This is a genomic window from Komagataeibacter oboediens (assembly GCF_003207815.1).
Lineage (GTDB): Bacteria > Pseudomonadota > Alphaproteobacteria > Acetobacterales > Acetobacteraceae > Komagataeibacter > Komagataeibacter oboediens.
In genome coordinates this window covers 1-11,272 of record NZ_NKTX01000069.1, presented here as the reverse complement: position 1 = coordinate 11,272, position 11,272 = coordinate 1, and the positions used below count along the sequence as shown (strand labels likewise).

Here is an 11,272-nt window from a genome sequence, read left to right as displayed (position 1 = left end):
CAGGACCTGCGCAAATGCAGCTTCAATGGCTGTCCGGTTCGTCCGGCGGAAGGTCGCAATCGTATCATGATCCGGATGCAGGTTCGCCGCCACGAAGCGCACCCCGATGTCGCGATATGTCGCCCGCTCGATCCGGCGTGAGGAAAACAACCCGTTCGCATAGCTGAAGATCAGAAGGGCCAGCATCAGACGCGGATGGTACTGTGCCTTGCCACCCGTGCGCGCTGGCACGCAGAACGCACGCATCGGAACCCGCTCGACGGCTGCGACAATGAAATGCGCCATATCGTCAGCAGGAAGCCACGACTTCAGATCAGGCGGCAGAAGATACGGCTGAGACCGGTCAAACGGGATGAAGCTGCTCATCTCACCACCTTACAACCTTACCCCTTCACTGGGTACCCCAACCCGACAGGCTGCTAAAGGCGACCTTTTAGGTCTGCCTTAACTGCTATCTGGTCAAGGAATTTAAAGCAGGGAGGTAAATAGCCGCCTTATCCGTCTTCATCATAGCTTCCTGAAGTCGCGTGGACTGATGCCGGTTTCCCTGCGAAACATCTGTGCAAAATGGCTCGCACTCTCATAGCCACTGGTCAGGGCGATCTCGATGATGGACCTGTTGGTCTGTGACAGAAGCTCCTTCGCATGGTCCACACGCCGCCGGATAAACCAGCGTGACGGGCTTTGCCCCATGGTGTTGTGAAATGACCGGCTGAAATGAAACCGACTCATCCCGCACAACTTGGCCAGAAAATCGAGGTCGAACGGTTCGGCGAGATGGGCCTCCATATGATCCAGCGCCTTACGTAGCTTCCACGCTGGCAGTTGTGCGGGTCTGGACGTGAGCGAAGGCTGTGTCTGTGCATAATGACGTAGAAGATGGACGGTCAGACTTTCCAGAAGTCCATTCACAAATAGCGAACTGGCCGAATGAGGCGTCTGGATCTCGGCCGTAAGGCCTGTCAGCACGCCAGATATGAATGCGTCCTGCACACCGGAAATGTCGCACATGGAGAGCCGTGATGGATTCAGCTCCAACGATCGGGCGGCCCGGTTCACCAGAGTAAGCCCCAGATAAAGATGCAGGACTTCAAACGGACGGTCCGGATCGGCCTGCCAGCGCATGAGATAAGGCGCATTGGTCTGTGTCAGGAAGAATGATCCCGATCCGACCTCACTTTTCGTCCATTCACCGGTCAGTTCTCGTTCCTCGATCTGCGCTTCTCCCGAGATGATCCAGACAAGTAAGGGCTCGGCCACGGCCGGGACCAGCACTTCATCTTCGTGTTGCGGTCGGTGGAATATCTGCGCCTCTGCCTCTTTCCATGCCCCTCCCTGGCTTTGCGCGATCTTTCGGCCCGGAATACGGTCCTCCAGGGCATAACTGGCGGCATGCAGCGAAGAACGATGCGGATGCAACATCCGGTTTACCTTTCAGCCGTGCCGTGAATTGTCCCGATCAACTTACAAAATCGCAAAATCACAATGGTTTCAGCAAGAGTACGAGAGAAGCCAGTTCCCGTAGTCTCTACATGTTTTCTGATCTTTTTAAACAGATTGTGTGGAGATTATCATGAGTATCAAAGGTAAGGTCGCTCTTGTTACCGGAGCCTCCAGCGGGATAGGCGCGGCAACAGCACGCAAACTTGCGACAGAAGGCGTTATTGTCGGTCTGGCAGCACGGCGCAAGGACCGTCTGGACGCACTGGTGACGGAAATCACCGGGGTAGGCGGCAAAGCCGTTGCCCTTCCAACCGACGTGACAGATCTGGCGTCATGCAAGGCTGCGGCAGATTTCCTCATCGCCCGGTTCGGCAGGATTGATGTGCTGGTCAACAACGCGGGCCTGATGCCCCTGTCCAACGTTGACAGCCTGAAAGTGGATGAATGGCAGCGTATGGTGGACGTAAACGTGTCTGGTGTCCTCAATGCAGTGGCGGCGGTTCTTCCACAGATGATCGCACAGCATTCGGGCCATATCTTCAACATGTCCTCGATTGCGGGCCGGAAAGTCTTTACCGGTCTGGCCGTGTATTGCGCCACCAAGGCCGCCGTCGCAGCGTTCTCCGATGGACTCAGGATGGAGATCGGGCCAAAGCACAATATCCGCGTCACCTGCATTCAACCGGGTGCCGTGAAGTCGGAACTGTACGAGCAGATTACAGATGCCACTTACCGCAAGCAGATGGATGATCTGGCTGCTTCCATGACCTATCTGGAAGGCGAAGACATCGCTGACACGATCCTGTTTGCGCTGAACGCACCATCCCGAATGGATGTCGCAGAACTGTTTGTTCTGCCCACCGAACAGGGATGGTGAGGGTCGGAATCATGAAAGAACTTCCCGCTTATCAACCAAGCAGCACGGGAATTTCGGCATATGCACGTCGGCGCGTGAGGATTGAAGACGTCGCGACGGCGCGGCATGCGGCCGGGATCATACCGAACATGTTGTGTCTTCGATTGGTGGTCCAGCAGAAGGCGCCGAGATAATCGGATGTGTGCTGCGGGGCGATGGCCTTATGCGTTGCCTTGAGGGCCGTGCTCAGATTGGCAATGGCGGTGTTGAGGCCGTGGAAGGGCGCGGTGCGCTGTCGGGAGGGGCGTTTGCTGCCGCTGACAGTGACCACATGGGATCTGGCAGGTGTGCCGAAGGCCAGAAAAGCCTTCAGGCCGTCGGTATGAACCCTGACGGCTGGCATGAGGCAGGTATCGGCGAATGCCCGCACCGCCCTGCTGGTGAAGCCGACCACCGTCCGCATGGCGACATGGCCCATACGGCCGCCCTCATACCGCTCGGTCGCGGCGATCATCCTGGTCTTGCCTCCCGGACCCGAGCCCTGGTTTCGCTCGCCACCCAGATAGACATCGTCTGCCTCGACCACGACGGGGGCACCGTCCGGACCTGAACCACCGAGAAGATAACGGGCTTCACGTTCGGTCATGGCGCGGCGCAGGCGTTTGGCGAGATACCACGCCGTCGGATAACTCACGCCTAGCCGACGCCCCAGTTCGATGGCCGAGACACCTTGTTTGGTACTGGTCATGATGTGCATGGCCCGGAACCAGATCGTGAGCGGAAGTTTCGTGCCACTCATCACCGTGCCGGCCGTGACCGACCAGCGACGATTGCAGCATGTGCAGCCTACCCGGCGGCCACAAAGATAATTGCGGGTGTGACTGCAGGACGGGCAGGCCATCCCAGCCTCCCGACGCGCCACCATCAACGCCTCGATACAGACCTCTTCCGTGCTGTAGAGACGCTCGAACTCAAGGTCTGTCAGACCCTTCATGACATTCAACATCACCAGAACTCCAGCCACTCAAGTTCATATGGGATGTTAAAACACGCCCTGTAAGGGCGTGCCGTTTTGTTGATAAGCGGGAAAGAACTTTGGCGAGAGCAATTTCTTTCAGGACATTAAAGTCCAAGGTCGGACAGCCCCGGATGATCGTCGGGGCGTCTTCCCGCAGGCCAATGGAACAGTCGGTCTCCGGCCTCTATCGGCAGGTCATTGATCGATGCGACCCGGCGGCGCATAAGCCCGGCGGTATCGAATTCCCACAGTTCATTGCCATAGGACCGGAACCACCGACCCGCATCATCATGCCATTCATAGGCAAAACGGACAGCCATGCGGTTATTGCGGAAACCCCAGAGTTCCTTGATCAGGCGGTATTCGCGCTCCCCGTTCCATTTGCGTGTCAGGAAGGCCACGATCTGATCGCGCCCATGGATTAATTCCACCCGGTTGCGCCATTGGCTATCCACTGTATAGGCCTGCGCCACCTGTTCCGGGTTCCGGGAATTCCAGGCATCTTCGGCAAGCCGGACCTTGCGTGTCGCACTTTCAATATCAAAGGGCGGGAATGGCGGTCGTGACATGGATAAGTTCCGTATGGTTGAGCAGGGTTAAAAGTGATGGTGAAAGCGATAGCCCCACACAGGGTAGAAGAGAAGGACGCCTTTGACACCCCCATCACCGCCCAGGGGAACGATGCCGCCCCCCATGTGTCGAGCAGCACGCCACCCAGAAGGCCCCCGCCGGCGATGGCACTGTTCCACGCCACGACATTCATCGACAGCGCGACGTCCGCACCATCGCCGGCCGCATCGGCCAGTGCTGTTTGGAGCAACGTCGCGGCCCCGCCGAATGTCAGCCCCCATATCGTGACACCGATCATAATCACCGCAGGCGACGCTGATCCGATGGCGAAAGCCCCTGCCACGACCGCGAATATGGCGAGGCTGAGCAGAACAGACAGACGCAGGGCGTGATCGACCGTGCGGCTGGTCAGCCAGATGCCGACAAGGGCAGCGACCCCGAACAGCAGCAGGATGCGATCTGCCTGTCCCGCCAGTCCGGCCGGTGTCACGAATGGCACGATGTAGGTATAGAGAACATTGTGCGCGAGCATCCACGCCATCACCACGCCCAGAACAGACCGCACGCCCGGCATGTACAGAACATGCCGGAACGGCAGACGCTCATCATGCGCAGCACCCGGAAAATCAGGAACCTTCGCCAGCACCCATGCGATCAGCAGCACGGTCAGGCCCGACATGATCCAGAAAGCCAGCCGCCAGCCAACGGCAGCGCCCAACCATGTCCCGGCGGGAACCCCCAGCGAGAGTGCGATCGGCGTGCCCACCATGGCGATGGCCAAAGCACGCCCTTGCTGGGCGCGCGTGACCATCCGGCGCGCATACCCTGCCAGCAATGCCCAGGCGAGACCCGCCGCAGCACCCGCTCCGTACCGGGCCACAAGGGTCGTGCCGTAATGCGTCGAAAACGCGGTGATGGAATTGAACACCACGAAGCCTATGATCGCCAGCAGGAGGACCCGCCTGCGCCGCCATCGCTGCGTGACGAGTGTGAGCGGGATCGCCGCACTCAGCGAGCCTATGGCATAGGCCGTCACCATCTGCCCGGCGAGCGCCGGGGAAATATGCAGACCCGCGCCAATCTCGGGCAACAGACCTGCCGGCAGGGTTTCGGTCATGATGCAGATGAAGCCGGTCATGGCCAGCGCGAGCAGGCCGGCAATCGGAAGGCGTGCGTCGTTTTTTTGCGTGGGCACTGTGATGGTCGGGTTCATGGGGTGCTCATATATGGATCGTTTGATACATATATAGGGCGATAGCAGCCTTGGCAATCACTTATGGATCACTTAATATGGAAGTCTTTCGGAAGGAACGATGACATGGCGCGGACTGGGCGTCCCCGTGAGTTTGACCGCGACAGGGCGATTGACGCCGCCACGGCGCTCTTTTGGGCGCAGGGGTATGAGCCGACCTCCCTGACGCAGCTCAAGTCCTGCATGGGCAATATCTCGCCTGCGAGTTTCTATGCCGCCTTCGGCTCGAAGGAAGCCCTGTTTCGCGAAGTCGTGCAGCGTTATCTGGCCACATACGGGCAGGTTATGGCGCCGTTATGGGATGAAAGCCTGCCCCCGCGCGAGGCCATCGAACGGACGTTGCGCGGCTCGGCGCGCATGCAGTCTGCCCGCACCCATCCGACCGGGTGCCTGGTCGTGTGCGGTGCCAGCAACTGCTCACCTGAAAACGAACCTGTTCAGGCGCTTCTTGCGGCGGAACGACAGCGCACGCGCACCGGCATCAGGGCCTGTGTAGAGCGCGCCATTGCCAATGGTGAATTGAACGCATCCCCGGCGACAGATGTGCTGCCCGATATTCTCACGACTTTCTTCCACGGCATGACATGCGAAGCCCGGGACGGGATGCGTCCGGACACTCTGGATGCGGCTGTCACATCTGTGCTGACATTATGGGATATCAACGCGGTGAAACGGGGAACAGCAAAGCGGCCTGAGAAAAAGCTGACGGACTGACAGCGGCGAGACGATCCGGACCCGGCACGAAATTCCATATCGGTCGGTCCACAAATCCTTGACCCTGCTTCGTGTCCCTATTATGGATCGATTGGTATGGAAGTGGCGTTTACGGAACACAACGCCATGTCTCCTCAAGGAATCCGATCATGAGCACATCAAAAATCGCCTTTGTCACGGGCGCCAATCGCGGCATCGGCTACAGTATCGCCAGGCATCTGACGGCCGTCGGCATCAGCGTGATCGGCACTTATCACGCTAATGAAGACGAGGCGAAAGCAGCCGAAACCGCCCTCAGCCACGAGGACGCAAAGCTGCGTATGCTGCAACTGGACATCGCGAACCATGCGTCGTTCACGGAGTTTGCAGGGCGGGTCAAAGCCCTTCTTGCAAGCGGGTTCGGGCGGGGGGGGCTGAATTATGTTGTCCAGAACGCCGGCAACATCATCCACATCCGCTTCGACGCCGCAACGTCCGAACAGCTCGACAATCAGTACAATATCCACTTCAAGGGTCCGTACCTGCTGACGGTAGCACTTCTTCCGCTGATCCGTGATGGTGCCCGCATTCTCAACATCACCTCTGCCGCGACGCGCTTCTATCTGCCGGATCATGGTCCTTACGCAGCCATGAAAGCCGCAACCGAAGTCATCTCGCTCTATATGGCAAAGGAACTGGGCGCGCGGGGCATTACGGTCAATGCGGTCGCCCCCGGCGCGGTGGCCTCGGACTTTGGCGGCGGTCTGGTCCGTGATGATGCCACGGTTAACAAAAGCCTCGCGGAGATCACGCCGCTGGGGCGCGTCGGCCAGCCCGACGACATTGGGGCGGCGGTCCGTGGCCTCCTGTCCGACGACATGCACTGGGTGAACGGCCAGCGCATTGAAGTAACGGGAGGCCAGTCACTTTGATCCCACACAGAAAAGGGCAGGGAGAATCCGTATGATTAACGTTATGGCCAGCAGCGTCATCAATGCACCCGTTTCGTCCGTCTGGGGGCTGATCCGTGATTTTGGTGCCCTTGGAAATTGGTTGCCGGGTGTGAAAAGCTGCGTGATCGAAGGCGATGATCCCGGGGACCGTGTCGGCGCAATCCGCCGTGTTGAAATGGGCGATGTCGGTGTGATCTGTGAACAGCTTCTGGCGCTGTCGGACGTGGATCATGCGGTGACGTTCTCGATCATTGAATCGGCTCTGCCGATCCGGAACTACCGCTCGACCATCACGCTTCTGCCCATAACGGATGGCGATCGCATGTTTATCCGCTGGCGCGGCCAGTTCGAAGCGGCTGCCGAACACGCAGCCAGCATGGAGGCCCGGATGCCGACACACATCTACCAGCCAGCCTTCGAACGGCTGGCGGAAATTCTGGCGTTAAGGGAAACACGGTCATGACCAGCTTTCATGGTAAATCCGTTCTCGTGCTGGGCGGCAGTCGCGGGATTGGCGCCGCCATCGTGCGTCGCTTCGCAACGGATGGCGCGAAAGTCGTTTTCACGTATCTGTCCTCGCCTGACGACGCCCAGGCATTGGCGGCCGAGACCGGAAGCAGGGCCATGCGTGCTGACAGTGGCGACCGGGATGCCCTCATCGCGCTGATCAACTCGCTCGGCCCCTTGGACGTGCTGGTCGTCAATTCCGGAATTCTTGGCGCGGGTGATCCGCTGGACATGCCGCCGGATGCCATCGACCGGCTTTTCCGCATCAATACCCACGCGCCTTATCACGCGGCGGTTGCCGCCGCACGGACCATGCCCGACGGCGGCCGCATCATCCTGATCGGCTCCGCCAATGCAGACCGGATGCCGATGACTGGCCTTGCCGCTTACAGCGCCAGCAAGGCGGCACTGAAAGGCATGGTCAAGGGACTGGCGCGTGATTTCGGCGCGCGCAATATTACCGTCAACGTTGTCCAGCCCGGCCCTACCGATACCGACATGAACCCTGCCGATGGGCCGCTGAAGGACGTGATGCACGACTTCATGGCGATCAAGCGCCATGCCACGGGCGCGGAGATCGCGGGGCTGGTCGCGTATCTTGCTGGGCCCGAGGCTGGCATCATCACGGGGGCTGCATACAACATTGATGGCGGCTTTGCAGCCTGACGGAATGACTGATCCCCACCCATTCGCTGGAAAAAAGGAATGAGGACCATGACCCATTCATCCGCTCATGCCGCCAATGCGGGCACTTTCACGATCGGCGGCGATCTCGCCGTCCACCGGCTTGGCTTTGGCGCGATGCGCATCACAGGCCCGGGCATCTGGGGACCGCCTGTCGATCACGGCGAGGCCATCCACACGCTGAGGCGCCTTCCCGAACTCGGCGTCAACTTCATCGATACGGCAGATTCCTACGGGCCGGATGTCTCGGAATGGCTGATCAGGGAGGCGCTGCACCCGTACCGCAAGGGCCTTGTGATCGCGACCAAGGGTGGTCTGACCCGGTCAGGGCCGGACATCTGGAAGCCGGTCGGGCGGCCGGAATACCTGCTGCAGCAGGTGCACAAGAGCCTGCGTAACCTCGGCGTCGAACAGATCGATCTGTGGCAGTTGCACCGGATCGATCCCAAGGTCCCGGCCGATGAGCAGTTCGATGCGGTCAGATCCTTCATCGACCAGAAACTGATCCGGCATGCAGGACTGAGTGAGGTTTCTGTCGATGACATCAAGGCTGCGTCAAAGTTCTTTGACGTAGCCACCGTCCAGAACCGCTACAATCTCGTCGATCGCACCAGCGAGGACGTGCTCGACTACTGCGCCGCGCAGAATATCGGGTTCATCCCCTGGTTTCCGCTCGCCGCCGGTGACCTCGCGAAGCCCGGCTCAATTCTGGACACCATGGCAGGCAAATACGGCGCACACCCGAGCCAGATCGCACTGGCATGGGTCCTGAAACGCAGCCCGGTGATGCTGCCAATCCCCGGCACCTCGAAGGTCGCGCATCTGGAGCAGAATGTCGCTGCTGCCAGCATCACACTGTCCGATGAAGATTTCGCGGCATTAAATTCAGAAGGCCGCAAGGCGTTTCAGTCATCGCGGTAGGGGAGGGACCCCGGACAGTCACCGTTCCAGTGCCGAGAGGCCGGGGGGATTGTCCGGACGGACCCCTGACATTTTCGCTTTCGATGCCAATAAGGCTGCTGCAATGAAAATTTATGACTGGCCCACCGGGCCCTATCCGGCCCGTGTCCGCATTGCTCTGGCGGAAAAGAATCTTCTATCCGACGTTGAATTTGTGCCGATCAACCTGTGGAAGGGAGAACACAGGACACCTGGTTTTCTCGTCAAGAATTATTCTGGAACGCTGCCAGTTCTTGAACTGGACAATGGAATTTGCCTCGCTGAATGTACGGCGATCACGGTCTATCTTGATGCGCTTGTCGGGGAACCCACGCTGACCGGTCGAACGCCGCTTGAGAAGGGCGTAATCCAGATGATGACAAAACGTGCCGAGATCGAGATGCTGGATGCCATCAGCGTCTATTTTCATCATGCCACACCCGGTCTTGGTCCCGATGTGGAAGTCTACCAGAACCGGGAATGGGGCCTGCGCCAGCGCGATAAGGCCCTGCGCGGGATGCATTACTTTGATGGGGTGCTGAGAAAACAGCCTTTCATAGCTGGTGAGACTTTCTCGATGGCGGATATCGCAGTCATCGGGGGTTTTATATTCGCCAAAGCCGTAGAATTGCCGATCCCGCAGGAGTGTGAAGCACTTTTAGCCTGGTTCGCGCGGACGCAGGAGCGTCCAAGTGTCCGGGCGCAACTGGCAATTGTTCCGCCAAAGCACTGACGCGCAAAGTAACCCCGAACGGATAGATAGCGTCTGTCCTCATTCGGGATACCCGGATATTTCCAGAAGGAAGCTGAAAGCAGACATTCGTGGCGGGCTGTATCATTTCTGATAAGTGCGCTGGATCAGCACCGTAACCACAGCAAGCAAGCCTGCGCTACCAGTCAGCAACGTCAGGAGCGCCGAGACAACGCCGAGCTGATCGATCAGCAAACCTGTAATCCACGGTAGGATACCGCCAAGCAGATAGCCACCCGTCTGGGTTAGCCCGGCCAGCCGTGTCGCCTCTGATCTGTCGCGCGCGAAATCCAGAGGCTGGAGGAGCGCTATCGGGAACAGGCCTCCTGTCGCAATCCCGATCATTAAAGGTGCCAGCCATGGCACCGGCTTTGCGAGCAGCAGGCTAAGTGACCCCAGGATGGCGAGGCCGGAAAAAATCAGGGCGGCCTTGATGGTTGTAAGTTTCAGAGCGTGCATGATGACATGCATGCCAAAACTGATGCCCGTCTGGAACAGCATCATGATGGCGACAAGGAAGCCTGTCATATGGTCGGAATATCCAAAGGCACCATACAGCGACGGCAGCCACGCTATTGCGACGTAATTGATCCCGGCCTGAAGACCGAAGAACAGCGTCAGTCCAAGAATGCCGCTCCGGCTGATCGTGAGAGAGGGCTGTGACGCGGAGCGCGCAGGCGCAGCAATATCTTCACGCCATAGTATCCAGCAAAACCCGGCGAGTGCCGTGGGAAGCGCCCAGAAAGCCAGACCCAGCGGCCAGCTCCCGGTGGCGTCACTGATGCGGGGCGTTTCGAAAGCGGCCACGGCCGATCCCACGCCCATACTGGCGGCATAGACGCTCATGGCCGCAGGCGCGCGAGAGGCAAACTCACCCTTGATGAAACCCGACAGCAATGGCCGGATGATCGCGTCGCCTACGCCCACCCCGACGGCCGTGAAAAGCAGCAGTCCATAGCTGCCACCATCGAGGCGAAGGAGCAGGACGATCGTCAGAAGCGCCAATGCCATTATCATGGAGCGTTTCAGGCCAAGTCGCCGTTCCAGCATATGCCCAAGCGGAGACAGGCCGCCCATGCACAGGACTGGAAGCGTGGTCAGCAAGCCCAGTTCGGCGTTGGAGATGGCAAGAGTTCGTTCGATCCGGTCTAGGATGGGAGAGAGGGACGCAATTCCGGTACGCAGGCGTAAGCTCCCGGCGACTGACGCCTTGCTGAATACTTCTGGTCTTGTTCAGCTATGAAGCATGAGCGATTTAAGAGATAGGGACGCGGTACTACCTGCGAGTGTCGCAGGTAGTACCGCAGAGAGGCTCCAAAGGAGCGGTAGAGAGACAGGCGAGCGGGACAGGCTGGCGGACGCCTCGCGGATCGAGATCGTTTCGGATCGCCGCCGCTGGCACGCCCCTGAATTTCGCGCGCGAGTGGTCATCGCGTCCTACGAGAGCCGACGCCCAATAAGGGAGGTGGCTGCACAGTATGGGATCCATCCAAGTCTGGTGTTTCGCTGTTAAGCGGCATGGAAAAGTGACCCCTTCGGAAGGGGGACAGGCAGCCAAAAACGACCCCTTTCTGAGAAACGGGTTCACGATGGCCTTCATGCTGAA

13 protein-coding genes are annotated in these 11,272 nt (G+C 59.2%); 7 read left to right on the top strand and 6 right to left on the bottom strand.

Annotated elements, in window-relative coordinates; all coding sequences use genetic code 11:
• Positions 1-366, bottom strand: a 366-nt coding sequence (locus CFR80_RS15055) for a transposase (protein ID WP_146221669.1), incomplete at its 3' end; no start/stop codon positions are given.
• Positions 367-507: 141 nt separating this feature from the next.
• Positions 508-1,422, bottom strand: coding sequence for a helix-turn-helix domain-containing protein (locus tag CFR80_RS15050; protein WP_010518361.1), 915 nt, complete (start codon positions 1,420-1,422; stop codon positions 508-510).
• A 151-nt stretch (positions 1,423-1,573) separates the two neighbouring features.
• Here CFR80_RS15050 and CFR80_RS15045 point away from each other — a divergent pair, with 151 nt between their 5' ends.
• Positions 1,574-2,320 (top strand): SDR family oxidoreductase, encoded by a 747-nt coding sequence (locus CFR80_RS15045; RefSeq protein ID WP_042710900.1) that lies wholly within the window; start codon positions 1,574-1,576, stop codon positions 2,318-2,320.
• Between the two features lie 31 nt (positions 2,321-2,351).
• On the opposite strand, the gene CFR80_RS15040 is transcribed toward CFR80_RS15045, so the two are convergent.
• The 3 genes from CFR80_RS15040 to CFR80_RS15030 all read right to left on the bottom strand — a co-directional run bounded on the left by CFR80_RS15040 (position 2,352) and on the right by CFR80_RS15030 (position 5,100).
• Positions 2,352-3,323: an IS1595 family transposase gene (locus CFR80_RS15040; RefSeq protein WP_110507624.1), complete on the bottom strand. Its 972-nt coding sequence runs from the start codon at positions 3,321-3,323 to the stop codon at positions 2,352-2,354.
• Between the two features lie 98 nt (positions 3,324-3,421).
• Entirely contained in the window at positions 3,422-3,856 is a 435-nt protein-coding gene (locus CFR80_RS15035) for a nuclear transport factor 2 family protein (protein WP_258367849.1), read from the bottom strand.
• Positions 3,739-5,100 carry an MFS transporter gene (locus tag CFR80_RS15030; protein WP_258367847.1) on the bottom strand — a complete coding sequence of 454 codons (1,362 nt, stop codon included), beginning with the start codon at positions 5,098-5,100 and terminating at the stop codon, positions 3,739-3,741. The genes CFR80_RS15035 and CFR80_RS15030 overlap by 118 nt, the downstream gene beginning before the upstream one ends.
• A 105-nt stretch (positions 5,101-5,205) precedes the next feature.
• Between CFR80_RS15030 and CFR80_RS15025 the strand changes: the two genes are divergently transcribed.
• The 6 genes from CFR80_RS15025 (at position 5,206) to CFR80_RS15000 (ending at position 9,648) form a co-directional block, all read left to right on the top strand.
• Positions 5,206-5,853, top strand: coding sequence for a TetR/AcrR family transcriptional regulator (locus CFR80_RS15025; RefSeq protein WP_010517522.1), 648 nt, complete (start codon positions 5,206-5,208; stop codon positions 5,851-5,853).
• A gap of 149 nt (positions 5,854-6,002) precedes the next feature.
• Entirely contained in the window at positions 6,003-6,764 is a 762-nt protein-coding gene (locus CFR80_RS15020) for an SDR family NAD(P)-dependent oxidoreductase (protein ID WP_110507623.1), read from the top strand.
• Positions 6,765-6,795: 31 nt separating this feature from the next.
• Positions 6,796-7,248: an SRPBCC family protein gene (locus CFR80_RS15015; protein ID WP_010517516.1), complete on the top strand. Its 453-nt coding sequence runs from the start codon at positions 6,796-6,798 to the stop codon at positions 7,246-7,248.
• Entirely contained in the window at positions 7,245-7,958 is a 714-nt protein-coding gene (gene bdcA, locus CFR80_RS15010; RefSeq protein WP_019086848.1) for an SDR family oxidoreductase, read from the top strand. Before CFR80_RS15015 ends, bdcA begins: the two co-directional genes overlap by 4 nt.
• A 48-nt stretch (positions 7,959-8,006) precedes the next feature.
• The gene (locus CFR80_RS15005; protein ID WP_019086847.1) at positions 8,007-8,897 is read left to right on the top strand and encodes an aldo/keto reductase; all 891 of its coding nucleotides are present in this window, start codon (positions 8,007-8,009) and stop codon (positions 8,895-8,897) included.
• 103 nt (positions 8,898-9,000) lie between these two features.
• A complete protein-coding gene (locus CFR80_RS15000; protein ID WP_019086846.1) occupies positions 9,001-9,648 on the top strand; it encodes a glutathione S-transferase in 648 nt (215 codons plus the stop codon).
• A gap of 102 nt (positions 9,649-9,750) precedes the next feature.
• Here the strand turns inward: CFR80_RS15000 and CFR80_RS14995 are convergent, their stop codons facing one another.
• Positions 9,751-10,839, bottom strand: coding sequence for an MFS transporter (locus CFR80_RS14995; RefSeq protein WP_258367848.1), 1,089 nt, complete (start codon positions 10,837-10,839; stop codon positions 9,751-9,753).
• Between the last annotated feature and the right edge of the window lie 433 nt (positions 10,840-11,272).

What these genes read in the sequence shown, in the direction of transcription:
- CFR80_RS15000 (WP_019086846.1), top strand. Translation starts at nt 9,001, where the DNA reads ATGAAAATTTATGACTGGCCCACCGGGCCCTATCCGGCCCGTGTCCGC.
- CFR80_RS15050 (WP_010518361.1), bottom strand. Translation starts at nt 1,422, where the DNA reads ATGTTGCATCCGCATCGTTCTTCGCTGCATGCCGCCAGTTATGCCCTG.
- CFR80_RS15045 (WP_042710900.1), top strand. Translation starts at nt 1,574, where the DNA reads ATGAGTATCAAAGGTAAGGTCGCTCTTGTTACCGGAGCCTCCAGCGGG.
- CFR80_RS15015 (WP_010517516.1), top strand. Translation starts at nt 6,796, where the DNA reads ATGATTAACGTTATGGCCAGCAGCGTCATCAATGCACCCGTTTCGTCC.
- CFR80_RS15005 (WP_019086847.1), top strand. Translation starts at nt 8,007, where the DNA reads ATGACCCATTCATCCGCTCATGCCGCCAATGCGGGCACTTTCACGATC.
- CFR80_RS15030 (WP_258367847.1), bottom strand. Translation starts at nt 5,100, where the DNA reads ATGAACCCGACCATCACAGTGCCCACGCAAAAAAACGACGCACGCCTT.
- bdcA (WP_019086848.1), top strand. Translation starts at nt 7,245, where the DNA reads ATGACCAGCTTTCATGGTAAATCCGTTCTCGTGCTGGGCGGCAGTCGC.
- CFR80_RS15025 (WP_010517522.1), top strand. Translation starts at nt 5,206, where the DNA reads ATGGCGCGGACTGGGCGTCCCCGTGAGTTTGACCGCGACAGGGCGATT.
- CFR80_RS15020 (WP_110507623.1), top strand. Translation starts at nt 6,003, where the DNA reads ATGAGCACATCAAAAATCGCCTTTGTCACGGGCGCCAATCGCGGCATC.